Below are 16,359 nucleotides of genomic sequence, written 5' to 3'. Positions count from 1 at the left end.
ACCAATAAAAGAGCCGGACCCACGTCCAGCTCTCCTCCATATTAAAACAACGTCATCGGCCGATCATTCAAATCCGCGATGACCGATTTTGTTTCGAGATATGCATTCAATGATTCAGCCCCCAAATCACGGCCAATGCCGCTTTGTTTGAACCCACCGAACGGAGCGGTCGGGGTGAGTACTTGATACGTATTAATCCATAGAGTTCCGCTCTTCACCCGTTGTGCCATTCGCAACCCCCGTTTGATATCACGCGTCCAAACCGCGGCTGCCAAACCGTAGATCGTGTCATTGGCGATGCGAACGGCTTCGTCGTCATCATCAAACGGTATGACGCTCACCAGCGGCCCGAAGATTTCTTCTTGGGCGATGCGCATCGTTGGCGATACGTCCCCAAAAACCGTCGGTTCGATAAAGTATCCTTCTCCGGCACCTTCAGGCGCCCCGCCTCCGGCAAGTAACGTCGCCCCTTCGTCCTGCCCAATCCGGATATATTCGATGATTTTATCGTATTGCTCCCGGCTAATGACCGGTCCGAGTTGGTTGGCCGGGCTATTTCCCGGACCGACGTTTAGCTTTTTCGCTTGTTTGACGAGCGTTTCCGTAAATGACTCGTAGACAGAGCGTTGCACCAAGATACGGCTGCCGGCTTGACAAACTTGTCCGGAATTATAAAAGATACCGAATAGTGCACTTTTCGCCGCGTCTTCAAGATCAGCATCGCCGAAAATAATGTTCGGTGATTTGCCCCCGAGTTCAAGAGAGACCCGTTTAATATACGGCGCTGCGCTTGCCATAATTTCCCGACCGGTCGCGGTCTCGCCCGTAAACGCGATCTTCGGCACGTCCGGGTGGCTCACGAGCGCTTTCCCAGGCTCGTCCTTGCCCGTTAACACGTGAAGCACACCCTTCGGAATACCGGCTTCCTTACAAAGCTCTGCTAATTTCAAAGCGGTTAAAGGCGTTTCCGGCGCCGGTTTCAGCACTGCCGTACACCCTGCCGCGAGCGCGGGCGCAACTTTCCAAGTCGGCATGAGCAACGGAAAATTCCACGGGGTAATCAAACCGGCGACCCCGATCGGTTCTTTCATCGTCCACGTCATATGATTGGGCGGGGCGCCTGTTAATGAAAATGGCAATGTCTCTCCCTTCGATTGCGCGACAAGCGAGGCATAAAAATCAAACGCGTCCGCCGCCATCGGGATTTCCACGAACAAGGCCATATTCGTTGGCATGCCATTTTCGCGGGTCATCAGTTGCGCAAGCTCCATGTTATTTTTACGGATTAAATCAGCGACCTGACGCAAAATTCGTCCTCTCTCAAGGGGCGGAATCGATAACCAACGCCCATCATTAAACGCTTCCTGGGCACTTGCCACTGCAATGTCCACGTCTTTTTCCCCGGCGCTTGCTACGTTCGCCGTCACTTCCCCCGTCGCCGGATTAACAACGCTAAATGTTCCACCGGATGTGGCGTCTTTCCACTCGCCATCGATAAACAACGCGGTTTCTTTTGTTTCAGCTGAAATCAGTTCAGTCACCCCCTTAGTCAAAGCGAATAACACCGCGAATATTTTGCCCTGATTTTAATTGGGCAAGGCCTTCATTCACTTCATCGAGCGAGAATGTTTGGCTAACCAACGCTTCCAGCTCTAATTTTCCTGCAGTGTTTAAATCAAGCAGTTTCGGATAATCCACATGCGGATTCCCTTGCCCGAGCCATGACCCTTTCAACGTTTTGGATTGGGAAGGCAAGGAAAAGGCGTTAACGGAAACGCTTTCATTCGGAGCCGAGATGCCAACGACAACAGCCATTCCCGTTTTTTTCGTCATGTTATAGGCATTCTGAATAGTTTCCGGACGACCGATCACTTCAAATGCATAGTCGACCCCGAGCCTTTCTGTCATTGAAAGCACAGCTTTCACCGGATCTTCTTCTTTGGCATTGATCGTATGGGTTGCTCCGAATTGCTTCGTCATTTCCAATTTTTCATCCACCATATCAATGGCAATGACCTGCTTTGCCCCTGCCAACGCGGCACCTTGAATCACATTAAAGCCGACTCCGCCCGCGCCGATCACCGCAACCGTGCTTCCCGGCTCAACCTTTGCTGTATTCATGACCGCACCGACACCGGTGATGACACAACACCCGACGAGTGCCGCCAATTCGAACGGAACGTCTTTATTGACGGGAACGGCCGCGTTTTCGGGTACGACCGTGTACTCGCTGAACGTGCCTGTCAACGGAAATTGGTGCACATTCTTTCCGTCTACTGAAAAACGGGTCGTTCCATCGAGCATCGTTCCCATCAAGGCAGTCTTCGAAGCTTCGTCACATACATCAGGACGGCCGATCCGACAATAATGACACTTCCCACAAGAAGGCACCCAATTTAACGCCACATGGTCCCCTTCTTTTACGCCGCTCACCCCTTCTCCAACGGCATCGACAATCCCCGCGCCTTCATGGCCGAGCACGATCGGCACCGGTAGCGGCAAGTGGGCATCAATGACGTGCTGGTCACTATGGCAAATGCCAGCCGCTTTCATCTTCACCCGCACTTCCCCTTTTTGCGGTTCTTGCAAATCTACATCCTGGACTTTTAATTCTTGCCCATAATTGTGTAAAACGGCTGCTTTCATCTTTCTCCCCCTAACCTAAGCTATTATTCTATTCTATCATTTTTTTTAATAAAAAATAGTACGACATTTATGGGTTATAAAAAATAAACCCCCCGACAAATGACGGGGGGGGGCTCTAAACCGCCGGTTCAGTGTTATCGCTTTCATTGCCGTTGACTTGAATGTTTGAAGTATTCTATATAACAGATTTCTCTGTCCTCAGAAAAGGAATAATAGATAATAAATTTATCAATGATGATTTTATAACTACCTTCCCATGCAGCGGCTTCTACCGGTATACTGGTGCCTAATAGAGATACCTTTTGTTTGCTATCTTTTACCAACCGCTTTTTGTATTCTCTAGTTTCTGACGAACTGAAGTGATCACTACGAATATTATGAAAAGCTTTTAAAGCATGCTCCGTCCATTCCAGCTTCATTTTACAATTCGTCTCTATCGATCATGTCGATGACTTCTTTTGTCGTATAGGTTTTTTTGTCGGCTATGTTCTTTTTCGCTTCAAGCAAATGTTGTTTTAGTTCCGGGTCGGACTCAACATCCTCTGTAACTGATGTTTGCGGCTCTTCAGATAAAAATAGGTAATATTTCTTGCCATCGATTTCAATCACCGTATCACCATCATGGATGATCCCTTTCATTACTTCTGCCGATTGACCTTCAAGCTTTTTCAAACAATCATCTCCTTGCCGCAAAATGATCAATATCTTTAATTATACAATATTTAAAATGAACGCGCGATCTGTACATGGACCAAAATAGGGAATAAAATAATAACCCCCGACAAATGACGGGGGTCACCCATTACGTGCCCGTTTCCGTCTCTTCCTCGCGCAGCGCGATTGTCGCTTTTTTCGCCACCGAGGGATGGACGACTAAACCAAGATGATCACATTCGGAAAAATCACCGATATGCTCAGCGCCATCGATGATCGCGGAGTTATAGGGGACGAGTCCATCGCTTTTCGACCGTTTAAGGAAACGAAGGGTCAGCCAGCCAAAATAAACCTCGCCCAACGTGCCCCAATTGGCCCGGATTCTCCCTTCGGCGTTCCCGCGGATCGTATACATTTTCCCTCCATTGCAAAGTGGCGCACCGATAACCGGATAACGCGCATTGAATATTTTTAACCATTTCGGATTCGTATTGGCGAACGCTTTACTCGCTCTTAAACGACCCACCTGCTAAAGCAGGTGGATTTGGACATAAATTGTCCGCGACTGAAAGTCGCATTTCAGACTGAAGTCTGCTGAAAGACCTTAAGCTCAAGCATACTGATTTTGACTGGAACTCAATCATCAATCCTGAATATATCGTTCCTCTTCTCGCTGGTCTGGTTTTCGATATAATTTCTAATGATTTCTTCCGTCACATTTCCTACTGTTGCACAAAAATATCCTCTCGCCCATAAGTGCTGACCCCAATATCTTTTCTTCTTACTCGGTGCTATGCTCGGCGGACAGGACAATAATAAGTGAATATGGTCTTTCCCTACACTTCCTTGTAGTATCGTAATCCCTCTCGCTTCACATCCTTGTCTGATTAGTTCCCTTACTCGGCGGGCAATGTCGCCACGTAACACATGATATCTATACTTTGTAACCCATATAATGTGGTATTTGATGTCATAGACCGCGTGGCTACTTCTTTTGTATTCATCCATACTCTCACCTCGGTTTAAGTATGGACATTCAAAGGCAAGGCTAAAAGCTTATACCGTCTAAAGACGGTGGAGTTAGACCACGCTTCTATAACTTAAAATAAACCCAAGTCCCCTATAATAATCGGCCAACGGACTGCCGTGGTGCGGCGTTCCTAATGTGACGAGACTCGCAACGGTACGAGGATGATGATAAATGTATTGGCGCGCGACCAAGCCGCCCATGCTGTGGCCGATGATATTGAACGTTTTTTCCAAACCATAGTCTTTTTGCAGGATGTGTACCTTGTCTTCCATTTGTTTCGTTTGATCATCAAGCGACCGTGTGCCCGCCGATCCATTATTACACCCAATCGTATAAACAACATTACCGTTGTAAATTTTCTCCTGCACGTCGTTCGAAGCATTCGTATAGATGACATACACATGCCCGGATCCCCACATGTTGGTGATCGTTTCTAAAAAAGCGTCACTCCAGCGATGCCGATTGACCAACCCATGGATGAGTATGACATCCTTTTTGCGCTTCATTTTGTCAGCTCTTCTTCTTTTTTTAACGCTTCGATGAGTTGTTGGATATCGGGTTGCTTTTGGGCGTCTACATATTCCTCCCAGCGATCCTTCAGATCCAATCTCATTTTCAACAACCACATGGCGATCGGTTTCGTCGAATGATCATTCATAAACACTTCTATAAATGCGTCTTTCGGTTCTTCTTTTTTCCCCGGAATTCCATGATCTTTTCCATTCTTCAAATGCTCATTCAAGATTCGCTCAATGTCCGGATTCCCCGGTCCGCCACTTTGTCTATAAAAATAATCAATCCGTTCCTGCATGCTCATTTTCTCGGTTTCACTCATGTTGTCTTCCCCTCTCCGTAAAAATAAAGGAAACACACCACAAAAATAAGAGATGTGATGTGCCTTTGATTAAAATTCTTCTAAAAGATCTCCCTTATTGACGAGCTCCGCTTCAATGATATAACGCTCCGGCGCATCTCCGAAGTATTCAAACGGGTAGCACGTCGTCAACGTAAGTGTTGGGGTATCTTTTTCTACGATCACAGAACGGTCGTCTTTATCCGTGATCCAAGTTTCCTTGATTTCATATTCGTAATCCACGCCTTCGTAGGTGACATAAAGGGAATCCCCTTCAAACAAATCACCCACAGGCCGGAAGACGGTATCCCGGTGACCGGATAATACTGTGTGGCCCCCTCCCGCGGGGGACGTCGTCCATTCACTGTCATACATGCCGACGCCCCCGGAAAGGGTATCTTCATCCTGGCCCCAATACGTTTCATACGCTTTATTTAATTTCGGGATCACGAGTTTAGCAACGCCTTCACCGATTTCATAATCCTCGGTTGTCTGATCTTCGCCGTCTTCGGTCGGTTCTTCCCGCTCGTCGTCGAGAAGCAGACTGTCACTCGACACTTCAGCCTCTTCGGATGCCTTTACAACATCCCCTTCGAAATCCTCGATCGACTGCATCCCGACCCAGCGTTCGTACCCGAACCAGGACACAACCCCCAATCCGAAAATGATGAAAACGATGCCTATCTTTCTCATGATACGACCACCCTACGTGAGTGATAATTTTCTTCTAAAGAGAAGCGCTCCACCAGCGATAGCCATCAATGAACCGATGAGGATCATTAGCGGAGTATTGCCTGCTGTATCCGGCAATGCGCCACCGCCACGGTCACGGTCGAAACCGCTTCCATTATCGCCAGTGTAACCGTTGCCACCATTATAACCGCTTCCGTTTCCGTTGTCACGGTCATTATTTCCAATGCCTAGGCCGTTACCTCCATTTGAGGAGCCATTGTTTCCGTCGGATCCATTAGATCCGTTGCCTCCATTCGAAGACCCATTAGATCCATTAATTCCGCCGAAGCCGTTTGAACCGTTAGCTCCGGATCCGTTGTCTTCCCCATTATCATCAGGGCAGTCACAATCACCTGGCGGCCCTTGCAAGTTGACGATTTTTCCCCATTCACCGTCCTCCTTCTGGTAAACGTCACCGGAATCTTCGTCCAGATACAAGTCGCCTTCTACACCAAGATCAGCATCCGGTTCACCTTCACCTGTGTACCACATGGTTCCGTCTTCACCCGGTGGTCCTTGATCTCCCGGTTCACCGTCTTCACCGCGAAGGACACCGAGGGAATTCCAACCGTCTTCTTCTTTCACAAAAAGCTCCATAGCTTCCGTGTCTAAATAGTGATCACCAACTTCGCCAAGATCATCCTCCGGTGAACCTGTTCCGGAGTGGAAGTTACTTCCTTCGGGATCAGGGTCAGGGTCAGGGTCACCCGGCTCTTCAGGTTCTACAACGGTTACCGTACGTGTTACAGAGTCTATATTCTCATTGTCTTCAACGCTATACGTAAGCTCGTACGTGCCCTCGGTTGTCGTGTCTACGTCACCTTCAACATTGACGTCGACTTCATCGGTGATGTCATGTCCGTCTTCATCTACAACTGTGAAGCCGGGCTCTTCGAAGTCATCGCCAACCTCGAGCTCCATCTCTTCATTGCCATCCAGTTCGATTGATCCGACAGGGTCCTCCGGTGGTTCGGTATCTTTAACGATATCTATGATGGCAATAGTGGAGTCTTCTTCATCCTCGGAAAGTGTGCATATTTGATCATAACTTATCGGAATTGGAAGTCCCGTTTGGGCTTCCTCCGTATATGTTATTTCATCTGCTTTTAACACTACTTCACCATTTCCACCAGCTTTGAACTGGCCCACGTCTACGCCGTCATCATTCGGGATAGGAATGTCTTCTGCCCCCCATAGATCTCCCATATCACCTTCAAATTCCTTCGTAATAGTTGTCTCTTCATTTTCAGCACTTATACTGAAAGTTGGGTCTAACAATAAAGCATATGCTTCATTATCAGTCGTGGAGAGAGAGGAAAGGTTCACTGTTACTGACGTGTTTGTTAAGTGAAATTCCTGACCCGCTACTACTGATTCAGGAACCATTGTTTTAAATATCATCGATCTGTGAGTATCAGTTATACCTTCACCACCACATACATATTCAAACTCTTCCTCTACTTCTACGTATTGGGTTTCAGCACTTACAGATGTGGTTCCTGTATAAAGAAAGATCAATGGAAAAAGAAGCATGATCAATATAGCTTTTTTTACAATACAATTAATGTTTAACCCTCCCTCGTCAAGTAAATCAATCGATTCGCAGATCCACAAATAGAAGTGGATCTGCGAATCCAAGAAAACTGTTTCTCAAATCAATCAAATTAATCTTGTTCAATTGGTATTTCCGCTATAGTGAGATCTTGCGGTTCCCCATCGACTTCCTCCATAGGTTCACATTCTGCATCTACTGGAAAGGGCAATCCCCCTGAAGAACTTGTTAATTCCGCAGAAATATCACCAGCAGAGATAAGGACTTCACCTTCCTGTCCTGCCGTGAAAGGACCAGCTTCTACTCCATCCCCTTCAGGTACCGTAAATACGAGATCTCCGGACTCCGGTATCTCTGTGTCAGGAATAGCAAGTGGAGGATCGGCAACATTGACGGTGTCATCCAAGTTTTGAGAATGAAGCTCAAAAAGATCCACCTCTCCAGTGACTGCATTCCAATTCAATTCATTTTGGAAACGGTCAACAGTATCTTCCGGAATCTCTACCGTAGCTGTGGAATCTGTTCCACTGCTTTCTTCGCCCGGTGCCACTGAAGTCGGAACGATCGACTCAATCGTCACCGGCATTGTGAAATTTTCAGTGATTAAACCTAAAACCGTAGCAGTACATTCATATTGTATCGTTTCCTCTACCACATTTGTTTGAGCACTGGCATGTTGTTGGCTAGCGAATACAAAGACTAACGGAATCATCATCATGAGTTTAGACATTTTCCTCACCATTCAAATTCCTCCTTAATTTTTATCAAGTCAAAGCTTCCGACACCAACATGCGTCAATTCTACCGAGTGTACATAACCCGCTTGCTTAACTTTATCACCTTCTTCAACAAATCCTAATTCAACACCTCCCTTATTCGATGAAACTCCTATCACCCCCTCTCAAAGAAGCTACTCCCTTTGAGCGTAATTGTTATTAAAAGTTGTTGGGTAACTCTCTCAGGATCATAATTATGTCAGTACCTTTTGCGATCGGTTAATCTAGAGTTACTACTTAAGAATTAACGCTACTTTCCATTTATGCAATATTAGCGCTTTCATGGGAGGTGAAATTATCTACAATCAAGTGTCAATGACAGATCAATGTTAAAAATAGTTAGAGTTGATGTGATTATTTCATGCTTACATACCTGTTTTTCAGACTCAACGGTACACAACTTTTACATAAGTAAGTTTTATAGATTAACCATCGCATCCGTTCAAAAAATTCACATTATTTATTAGTATAATAGTTCCAGGTACTTTAGGCTACCCCTACAAATGACGGGTTTTTAAAAATTATGAATTAAATACCCCCCTACATTTGTGGGGAGGTATTATTGAAATCAGGCTTCTAAAACCCAAAAACAAACACACGCACCATAAAAATATGGCACGTGTGTTTCATTACATCAGAAAGATGTCGCATTTATTCTCTCGGAACTCAAATCAATGCTTCGAGGATACAATTAACACATAACGAGTTTCCTGTGTTATATCGAGGGAATATGTTTGAGAAAATATCGGACTCTACTGACCGAATCAAAGTATTCCATAAGATGAATTTCGTTGCTTCATTAAGCCTGCTACTTGCGCATCTATAATCATCAAGTTTCTCGAAGAGCCTTTCCTCATTTATAAATAACGGCACCCTCTTTTAGAATGTTTGAAATCATCTTTTCTTTAGATAGCCGACTCATGAAAACCACATCAATTTTTAATAGTGTAGGGAGTTCATATATAGATTGTTCCATTAAGTTTTGTTGAGAATGTGAACTATTAGTAAAGACAGCCAAATCGATATCAGAAGACTTGCGATAGTCACCTCTTGCTCGGGATCCGAATAAAACAAGTTTTTCTATTTGATGGTTATTTGTACAATATTATTGCAATTCATTAATAAAGCGCTTTGATATTCCCGTTGACCATATTTTTCACCTCAATCCACTTAATCAGCGCTAATTTATTGTTCAGCTTTTGTCGATTATTTAAGATATGTTACCGTTATCGATAAAACATAATTTTCTTACTATTGTTCCGAATTTCTCAACACCTCTTCGGGTGAAAAAAATTCCACATATACCTTTCTGAAGCCTTTCACATTAAATATAATGACTTTTTCAGGTCTCTTGTGTTTCGCATAAGCAGGTATATATGCTTCTGCAAAATCCACATTCGTTCGGCTGTAATTCTTTAAGGCTTGAATTAGCGATTATTTATCTTTACACTCGATCCCTTTGAGAGATAAGAATCGGCGGAGATGTTCGGAAATGTCTTGACGAAGGAATCCATACACGTTCCCTTGTAAAACAAACACACACTCTTCTATTACAAATGGATTAACATGCAATATGAGTTTTTCTTTTTTCTAACCGTTCTTTTTTAGAGCTCCCTAAAATCTCTTCAAAATCACGCTCGTTCTGTTCGTGCACCGACAAAGATCCATACAAATCCATAATATCTTCTTTTTTCTTTACCGTGACCACGACCTCTCCTTTTCATTCACCGACCATTCTAATTGATCCCCATCATGAGCTTCCAAATACTCTCGGAATTCTTTAGGTATAACCGTTTGTCCTCACTCTGAGATCGCTCTGGCGATTTCTTCTTCGGGAGGACGTTTATTATTCGAATCTCTCTTCAGTAACGCCATTGGATTCACCACACTTTTAAAGGTGATTTTTATTCATTATCCTATCATATCTTTTAGCTGATTCATACTTCATATAACATTCTTTAAGGATACTTCGATATGACCGCCACGAATGCCCAATGGACACCCATGGATTAATCGAAAAATGCTATGTCCCTCCAAAGTATCTTGACTCGCCATGCTTGTTTTTTACGTACACTAACATGAAGTGTTCCTCCTTCTGGCCCTCTAATTATCCCGAATAACCCCTCAAGCGCATGGAACGTTGTTCCGAAAGGAGCTTTGCACTGATAGACGGCAATGACAGCCTAGCCCAAGGTGTTGCATTTATACTTGCATTTGAGGAAAGCCAAAAGATTGAATTGCCGGAGGATATAAGTCTTGACTTTTTCGATGTATTAGAGCGAAACACGAAAAAGCATGATGAAACACTAAGAGGATTGGTTGATCGATAATGCGCTTTTTAACGGTCAAAGAAGTTGAAGCGATTAATCAATACATCATTCTTAAATATTCGCCAGGTGAACCCATTGGAGTTAAATCGCTCGATTTATTGGAATCGGCGGTGTATCGTCCTCAACAATCCGCATTCGGAGAAGATGCCTATCCGACTGTTTATGAGAAGACAGCGGCGCTTTTTGAATCATTGGCGCAAAATCACCCGTTTTATAACGCAAATAAACGGACGGCATTTATTTCTCTCACTCAATTTTTGTATTATAACGGTTATGATTTTGAAATGACGAGCCAAAAAGAGCAAGAAAATTTCACGGTTGACGTGGTTACGTAAGAAATCACATTTGCGGAAACAAGTTCAATTATTCAGGAACATAAGTTCAAATTATAAAAATGGGCTCCATCTGAATGATGAAGCGGCTCATCTTTTATGCTTGTTTATAATTCAGTGACATTTTCGTTTTGTTCAGAAATGCCTGGCCGTCAATGGTCATCCATGCCCCCATCGCAAAGATTGTAGTGACCAAATAATCTTTTTAGCCGAAACTTGGGCTAGAAGGAGACTCCTTTTGGAGTAAGGAGCCTTCTGTTCAGAAACCTGTATTAATCATTTCCATTTTGTTGATTTTTTAACTCCTTAATTTCTTTTTCGGTCAACTTTGTTAATTCGGCGACTTTCGGTACATCTATACCATTGGATAGTAAATTAATTGCCACTTTTTCTATCCCCTTACGTACATTAGAGGTCATCATGAACTCCATAACTTTCGCCTCCTTATCGGGATTCTTCTTCCGCTAGCTTAATCTGGCACTTTCCGGGATGCTTGGTTCATCCGCCGTAACCAGGCTCAACCAATAAATTCGGCCCAGACAATTTCTTATACAAATCGCCGGGCCGGTAGATCCAACGAAACTATTCAAACCAATCTGCGATGTTTTCACTGATATTTTGGATCTCTTCGATAAATTCATTGGTTCTTGTAAACGATAACTCGTTTAGATTATCTTGCAAATCTTCCAAGTCATCTCTTAGTGCATCGACCTCGGCAATGGTGTCTTTCAACTGCTCAAGTTCTTCACTGTTTGTATCAAGCGCTTCTTGTAAGTCTTCTGCTATTGCGATTTCGTTTTGCAATTCGATCGCAGGTTCAACCATGGCATCCATTTGCTCATGCAGGTGCAGCAAATAGTCCTCGAATTGATCGGCTTCTTCGTCATTTAGGGAATCCATACCTAAAAATTGCTCAGACAGTTCGGCGGACAATGCTTTCATATCGTCGATTTCAGCGTTTGCATCTTCGAGGATTGCTTGAACGACTTGTGCGTGTTCGTCCCCACGCTGAAGGGCTTCTTCAAGTTGAGCTTCCCACTCTTCCCTTTCTTCATCAAAAGCTTCTCCACCTTCGCCCTCCAAGTTTTCCATAATGGCATTCAGTTCTTCTTCGGAGAATTCTTCTTCCATTTCCTGAACGTCGGCTCGTAATGCCGCCAATTGTTGCTGAATGTCCTCGTATTCTGTTTGCAAGGCGTTTTGGAGATCATGATTGTTCATGTTTTCCAATAATTGCTCGAATTGTTCTTCCCAATTGGTTATGTTGCCTTGCATGTTAACTCTATATCCGTTTTGTTCTTCTTCTGGCAAGAAATTAAGCTCATATTCTTCGGCAAGCTGCTCAGGAACGCGGATTTGCTCGGACAATTCGCTCAATCGCGAATCAATCGTATCCATTTGCTCTGATTGCCGGTCCATGTCTTGCTCGGCTTCTTCCAACACATCAGCCATGCTCTCATCCATTTCTTCACTTCGTTGCCCAATGTCCTCAGCCAGTTCAACAGACATTCCGGACGCTTCAAGTCCCTCCGTTGCTTCTTCCGTCAATTCCTCGATTTTCTCAGACTCATCAAGTGATGCCGGTTCTTCCAATGCTTGATTTACTTGGAACATTTGCTTTTCAACGGTTTTGCCCGGTTCAGCAACATCCAAGTCCTTGCGTACATCATCCAATTGATCATCGGAATAACCGTCTGCCTCTTCAACGGCACCTGCCAACTCGTGTGCGCCCGCATGGAAGTCTTCAAGTTCTTTCGTAAATTCTTGCCTTTGCTCGTTTAATCCTTCAACGTTGCCGTAGGTATCTGACATCCGTTCTTGAAGATTAGAGATCTCTTCTTTCCATTCACTGATGTCGACATCCGGCAGTTCTTCTTCGTCAACCTCATCTGTGTCCAATTCGTCGAGATATGCTTCAAATTCTTCAGGCTCGATGCCCCATTCTTCACTCCATTCTTCTTCTTCCTGCTCAATCCTTTCCGCATATAAATCTACTTGATTAGACACTTGTTTCAATGTGTCATCTGCATTAGCGGTCATGATCCCGAGATCGGTCACATTTTCATCCAAAATTTCATGTGCACCGTTGATGCCGGCTGCTAAATCAGGGAGCATATCAGGTTGTCCAACGGCATCTTCTGCCTCATCCAACCGCTGCTTAACAGCGCTTACTTGCCCTTCATCGTCGATGGCCTGCTGCAACCCTTGGGCGTCATCAACCATTTCATCAACCGTGTCCACTAATTCATTAAGGCTGTTCATGTCCATGTCTTCGAGTTCGATATCGTCAATGTCCATGTTCATCCCATCGGCATCACCCGCGCCTGCACATTCTCCCTCAAAACAGACTTCAACCGTCGAGTCCGGCAAGGAAATGGTATCGACTGCTTGATAACTGAGGAGCAAAACGACATCTTCAAAACATGTCCAGTGAGCTTGACTAGGAGCACATTGGCCCCCTGCAACATCAAGTTCAACTACCTCCTCTACATCCCCTATCAAATTTTCAACGGGTACCGGCCCTTCCGAATGGATTTTAACGATGAGCGTCCGACCGTCAGCCGCCACTGATTCTTGGATGATCGTCACCCCTGTGAGCTCCCCTTCATCCATATTAAGTTCTTGATCCAAGATTAAATCAAAAATATCCGTTTGCCCATCTACCTTATCGACCTCTACTAAGAATCCGCTCTCATCGTCTTCCTCCTCTTCCGCCAAGGCTGTATGCGAAACAGGTGTAGGGAGAGAAAGACCGATAATGAGGACGAAGACCATACTTATGTTAAAGATGAGTTTATGAAGTTTGCGATTGTTTTTCATATAAAATTCCCCTAAACCTGCCGATTTTAGCACGTTTCATGTAGATGCTGTAACGGTTCCTTCATCTTCTTTCGCTTTCTTCGATCGTTTCGTTTTCTTCCCTCCGGAGTGGTTTTCGTCAACCTCCACTTCTTCCATGCTCCATCCGACACAAAGGGCTCCGCCGATGATCCCAACGATCGTTCCGACGATAAACCCTCCGAGCGCACCCATTATGGAAAGAATGGACAGAAAAATCGTAACGACACCGAAAATGGTGGAAAATTGCGGATAAATATACGCGAGCGCACCCATGATTATGACGAGTCCACCGAACAAAAAGCCGACAAACGCCAAGCTTCCGGGCGCAAAAGCAATCGCGTAAAGGTGGAGCGGAATGTACAAAATCATTAAACCGGCGAGCAACGTAAACGTTGCTCCCCAGAATGGCCTGCGATTTCTCCAACGCTTAAACCGACCGGCATCCACCAGTTTCGATTGTCTTTTCTCCAATTGTACCTGATTTTTTTGCTCCCTTTTCTGAATTCTTTCCTCCTTCTTGCTGTTCATGATAGGAGCCCCCTTTCCACTTTTGTGGATGATTGCTTTTTTATTCGGTCATTTCCGGTTCATCGATGTTTTCAATCGATATCTCTGCACCTTCCAGGCTAACGACACTTTGGAACAAATAATCGGTTACAATTTTAGCGTCTGTAATTGTGATCGTATCCGCGTTTTGCGTCCAATTTTCCGTAAATTCTTCCGTGTTGCGTTGTTCGATTGCCAAATTGTTAAAGTCCAGATTGGCATCAATGAGCCGGGCATCTTGAATGAGTCCATCAATGGAAACGCTCGGGGAGGTAATGTTAATTCGGATCCAACTTTCCGTTCCCGGCAATCTCAAATCTTTATAAATGTGCAAATTTGTGATATCTACACTTCCAATTTCATTACGGATCATGGGGGCTTCATCCGCCTCACCTGTTTCGCCGATATGCGGCGCTAAATGAAAATCTTCGCCTTGCAGTTCATCAAGTTCGACATAAAAGTCACCCATTCCGCCGAGTGGCAATGCAACCGCTGTCATATTCATGCCAAACACAGCGATCATCGCGCCGAATGCTAGAAAGCCGGCGGCTATTGCTGACCAAAACCTCTTTTTCACTGTCCGTCCAACAGCTACTGTTTCTTCCTGCATAACGTCCCACCTCTTTAATCATAATTATATTTTCATTATTTACATGTCTTACGCGGCAAAAATCCTTTTCCTGAACACAAACACGCTGCCTATCGCTACTGCAAATAACCCAATTAAAATCATGACCACAGTATTCCCAGCGGTTGACGGAAGTGCTCCGCCCGAGGCATCGCTATCCCCACTGCTTCCCGGACCCGCGGCAGTTTCGCTTTCTCCGTCTCTGTCACTGTCGCTGTCACTCGTGTCAATGGAGCTGCCGCCGCCATCACCTGTCGTTGTTGATGCTGTGCCGGAATCATCTATTGACGGAGGGCTGCCAGCACCACTGTCGGGTTCGTCGATAAAATCGATGTAAATTTGTGCCCCTTGCAAGCTGACCATGTTTTGGAATAAGTAACTCGTAATAATTTCTCCGTCTGTAATCGTGACTGTATCCGCGTCAGACGACCAATTCTCCCGGAAAGCGTCTTCCGGTGACATATCGGATGTATTCGTCTGACCCATACCCATCTCCGTAAAATTCAAATCAGCGTCAACAAAACGGGCATCTTGCACCAACCCCTCGATTGTTGTAGGCTCAGAAGCAGCAATGTTAATTCGAATCCAATCGCCGCCCGGCATAGGTAAGTCCTTGTAAATATGCAACCCATCGATGGTCGCCCTGTCAATTTGGTTTCGCACCAAAGGAGCGGCATCCGCATCGCCTGTTTCGCCGATATTCGGGTTCAGGGAAAATCCTTCTCCTTCCAATTCGTCAAAACTCACATTAAAGTCCCCAATTCCGCCCAACGGCAACGCGAAGGCGGTTCCGGTCATCCCTAAAGTAGCCACCATGCCCCCGAGCAGCAGAAAACCGGCAACAAGGGCAGCGAACACTCTTTTTTTCACGGTTCGTCCGAAAGCCATTCTTTCGGTTTCTTCCATTTTGCTGCCACCTCCTTTGTTGGGTGTAAGGGAGCTGAACGCTCCCTCTGCACATGTCAACTTCATTATAATACACGCCTATTTAAAAACCATTCTATAAGTGTCGTATTGTCAAAAAATAAAGACATTCATACTAAATTTTTCCTAAGGCCGTTCATTCGACATAAAAAACCCCTACATTTTGCGGCGCCTCGATCAGTTCATGTTTTTCATTTTATCCAATTGGCTGTAATCTGTCTGTTTTGCGTTTAAATAAGCCTCCCATTGTTCCTTCATGGCAAATCGCATTTTCATGAACCCCATTACGATCGGCTGGGTAGAATGGTCACTGAGGAACACTTCCGTAAACGCGTCCTTCGGTTCTTCTTTTTGCCCCGGTATCCCGTGGTCTTTGCCATTCAACAAATGATCTTTTAGAATCCTTTCAATTTCCGGGTTTCCGGGACCACCGCTTTGTCTGTAAAAGTAATCAATTCGTTCTTGCATGCTCATGTTTTCATTTTTTTCAGACATTACGTATGCCTCCTCCATTAA

At 44.9% G+C, this 16,359-nt stretch carries 21 protein-coding genes; 1 reads left to right on the top strand and 20 read right to left on the bottom strand.

The features are described 5' to 3' along the window. Positions 1–41: 41 nt before the first annotated feature. The 14 genes from HUG15_RS02715 to HUG15_RS23595 form a co-directional block, all read right to left on the bottom strand. Positions 42–1,532, bottom strand: a complete 1,491-nt coding sequence (locus tag HUG15_RS02715) for an aldehyde dehydrogenase family protein (RefSeq protein WP_200128812.1) — start codon at positions 1,530–1,532, stop codon at positions 42–44. A 13-nt stretch (positions 1,533–1,545) separates the two neighbouring features. Next, a complete protein-coding gene (locus HUG15_RS02710) occupies positions 1,546–2,646 on the bottom strand; it encodes a Zn-dependent alcohol dehydrogenase (protein WP_200126819.1) in 1,101 nt (366 codons plus the stop codon). Positions 2,647–2,789: 143 nt separating this feature from the next. After that, complete coding sequence (locus HUG15_RS02705; RefSeq protein ID WP_200126818.1) at positions 2,790–3,065, bottom strand: hypothetical protein; 276 nt, start codon at positions 3,063–3,065, stop codon at positions 2,790–2,792. Position 3,066: 1 nt separating this feature from the next. Then, a complete protein-coding gene (locus tag HUG15_RS02700; protein ID WP_200126817.1) occupies positions 3,067–3,318 on the bottom strand; it encodes a hypothetical protein in 252 nt (83 codons plus the stop codon). Positions 3,319–3,448: 130 nt separating this feature from the next. Continuing rightward, on the bottom strand, positions 3,449–3,826 hold the full coding sequence (locus HUG15_RS02695; RefSeq protein WP_200126816.1) for a hypothetical protein: 378 nt from the start codon (positions 3,824–3,826) through the stop codon (positions 3,449–3,451). A 110-nt stretch (positions 3,827–3,936) separates the two neighbouring features. Beyond that, positions 3,937–4,308, bottom strand: coding sequence for an IS200/IS605 family transposase (gene tnpA, locus HUG15_RS02690; protein WP_200126814.1), 372 nt, complete (start codon positions 4,306–4,308; stop codon positions 3,937–3,939). A 72-nt stretch (positions 4,309–4,380) separates the two neighbouring features. Then, positions 4,381–4,836, bottom strand: coding sequence for an esterase/lipase family protein (locus tag HUG15_RS02685; protein WP_200126812.1), 456 nt, complete (start codon positions 4,834–4,836; stop codon positions 4,381–4,383). After that, positions 4,833–5,165: a hypothetical protein gene (locus HUG15_RS02680; protein ID WP_200126810.1), complete on the bottom strand. Its 333-nt coding sequence runs from the start codon at positions 5,163–5,165 to the stop codon at positions 4,833–4,835. Before HUG15_RS02680 ends, HUG15_RS02685 begins: the two co-directional genes overlap by 4 nt. 69 nt (positions 5,166–5,234) lie before the next feature. Beyond that, positions 5,235–5,876 carry a class D sortase gene (locus tag HUG15_RS02675; protein ID WP_246516468.1) on the bottom strand — a complete coding sequence of 214 codons (642 nt, stop codon included), beginning with the start codon at positions 5,874–5,876 and terminating at the stop codon, positions 5,235–5,237. A gap of 12 nt (positions 5,877–5,888) precedes the next feature. Then, positions 5,889–7,553, bottom strand: coding sequence for a DUF5011 domain-containing protein (locus HUG15_RS02670; RefSeq protein ID WP_200126808.1), 1,665 nt, complete (start codon positions 7,551–7,553; stop codon positions 5,889–5,891). A gap of 26 nt (positions 7,554–7,579) precedes the next feature. Next, a complete protein-coding gene (locus HUG15_RS02665) occupies positions 7,580–8,209 on the bottom strand; it encodes a DUF6801 domain-containing protein (RefSeq protein ID WP_200126806.1) in 630 nt (209 codons plus the stop codon). A gap of 886 nt (positions 8,210–9,095) precedes the next feature. After that, a complete protein-coding gene (locus HUG15_RS23600) occupies positions 9,096–9,326 on the bottom strand; it encodes a nucleotidyltransferase family protein (RefSeq protein ID WP_200128810.1) in 231 nt (76 codons plus the stop codon). A gap of 477 nt (positions 9,327–9,803) precedes the next feature. Then, positions 9,804–9,950 (bottom strand): hypothetical protein, encoded by a 147-nt coding sequence (locus HUG15_RS02650; RefSeq protein WP_200126802.1) that lies wholly within the window; start codon positions 9,948–9,950, stop codon positions 9,804–9,806. Then, on the bottom strand, positions 9,938–10,006 hold the full coding sequence (locus HUG15_RS23595) for a hypothetical protein (RefSeq protein WP_425504044.1): 69 nt from the start codon (positions 10,004–10,006) through the stop codon (positions 9,938–9,940). The genes HUG15_RS02650 and HUG15_RS23595 overlap by 13 nt, the downstream gene beginning before the upstream one ends. A 565-nt stretch (positions 10,007–10,571) precedes the next feature. On the opposite strand from HUG15_RS23595, the gene HUG15_RS02640 reads away from it, so the two are divergent. After that, the gene (locus HUG15_RS02640; protein WP_200126799.1) at positions 10,572–10,907 is read left to right on the top strand and encodes a type II toxin-antitoxin system death-on-curing family toxin; all 336 of its coding nucleotides are present in this window, start codon (positions 10,572–10,574) and stop codon (positions 10,905–10,907) included. Between the two features lie 269 nt (positions 10,908–11,176). Here the strand turns inward: HUG15_RS02640 and HUG15_RS02635 are convergent, their stop codons facing one another. The 6 genes from HUG15_RS02635 to HUG15_RS02610 form a co-directional block, all read right to left on the bottom strand. Further along, on the bottom strand, positions 11,177–11,335 hold the full coding sequence (locus HUG15_RS02635) for a hypothetical protein (RefSeq protein WP_200126798.1): 159 nt from the start codon (positions 11,333–11,335) through the stop codon (positions 11,177–11,179). A 151-nt stretch (positions 11,336–11,486) separates the two neighbouring features. Further along, positions 11,487–13,724 (bottom strand): coiled-coil domain-containing protein, encoded by a 2,238-nt coding sequence (locus HUG15_RS02630; protein ID WP_200126797.1) that lies wholly within the window; start codon positions 13,722–13,724, stop codon positions 11,487–11,489. A 36-nt stretch (positions 13,725–13,760) separates the two neighbouring features. Then, entirely contained in the window at positions 13,761–14,273 is a 513-nt protein-coding gene (locus HUG15_RS02625) for a DUF6114 domain-containing protein (protein WP_246516467.1), read from the bottom strand. Positions 14,274–14,313: 40 nt separating this feature from the next. After that, positions 14,314–14,901: a DUF6230 family protein gene (locus HUG15_RS02620; protein WP_200126796.1), complete on the bottom strand. Its 588-nt coding sequence runs from the start codon at positions 14,899–14,901 to the stop codon at positions 14,314–14,316. Positions 14,902–14,949: 48 nt separating this feature from the next. Next, the gene (locus HUG15_RS02615) at positions 14,950–15,825 is read right to left on the bottom strand and encodes a DUF6230 family protein (protein WP_200126795.1); all 876 of its coding nucleotides are present in this window, start codon (positions 15,823–15,825) and stop codon (positions 14,950–14,952) included. A 195-nt stretch (positions 15,826–16,020) separates the two neighbouring features. Then, a complete protein-coding gene (locus HUG15_RS02610; RefSeq protein ID WP_200126794.1) occupies positions 16,021–16,338 on the bottom strand; it encodes a hypothetical protein in 318 nt (105 codons plus the stop codon). Positions 16,339–16,359: the final 21 nt, after the last annotated feature.

This window comes from Salicibibacter cibarius, from assembly GCF_016495725.1.
GTDB classification, from domain to species: Bacteria; Bacillota; Bacilli; order Bacillales; family Marinococcaceae; genus Salicibibacter; species Salicibibacter cibarius.
The sequence above is the reverse complement of the archived record's forward strand: the minus strand, read 5'-3'. Positions and strand labels throughout refer to the sequence as shown.

Coding starts and splice junctions, on each gene's coding strand:
- tnpA (WP_200126814.1), bottom strand. CDS start 4,308: ATGGATGAATACAAAAGAAGTAGCCACGCGGTCTATGACATCAAATAC.
- HUG15_RS02630 (WP_200126797.1), bottom strand. CDS start 13,724: ATGAAAAACAATCGCAAACTTCATAAACTCATCTTTAACATAAGTATG.
- HUG15_RS02615 (WP_200126795.1), bottom strand. CDS start 15,825: ATGGAAGAAACCGAAAGAATGGCTTTCGGACGAACCGTGAAAAAAAGA.
- HUG15_RS02705 (WP_200126818.1), bottom strand. CDS start 3,065: ATGAAGCTGGAATGGACGGAGCATGCTTTAAAAGCTTTTCATAATATT.
- HUG15_RS02640 (WP_200126799.1), top strand. CDS start 10,572: ATGCGCTTTTTAACGGTCAAAGAAGTTGAAGCGATTAATCAATACATC.
- HUG15_RS02635 (WP_200126798.1), bottom strand. CDS start 11,335: ATGGAGTTCATGATGACCTCTAATGTACGTAAGGGGATAGAAAAAGTG.
- HUG15_RS02675 (WP_246516468.1), bottom strand. CDS start 5,876: ATGAGAAAGATAGGCATCGTTTTCATCATTTTCGGATTGGGGGTTGTG.
- HUG15_RS02620 (WP_200126796.1), bottom strand. CDS start 14,901: ATGCAGGAAGAAACAGTAGCTGTTGGACGGACAGTGAAAAAGAGGTTT.
- HUG15_RS02625 (WP_246516467.1), bottom strand. CDS start 14,273: ATGAACAGCAAGAAGGAGGAAAGAATTCAGAAAAGGGAGCAAAAAAAT.
- HUG15_RS02680 (WP_200126810.1), bottom strand. CDS start 5,165: ATGAGTGAAACCGAGAAAATGAGCATGCAGGAACGGATTGATTATTTT.
- HUG15_RS02665 (WP_200126806.1), bottom strand. CDS start 8,209: ATGGTGAGGAAAATGTCTAAACTCATGATGATGATTCCGTTAGTCTTT.
- HUG15_RS02610 (WP_200126794.1), bottom strand. CDS start 16,338: ATGTCTGAAAAAAATGAAAACATGAGCATGCAAGAACGAATTGATTAC.
- HUG15_RS02685 (WP_200126812.1), bottom strand. CDS start 4,836: ATGAAGCGCAAAAAGGATGTCATACTCATCCATGGGTTGGTCAATCGG.
- HUG15_RS02710 (WP_200126819.1), bottom strand. CDS start 2,646: ATGAAAGCAGCCGTTTTACACAATTATGGGCAAGAATTAAAAGTCCAG.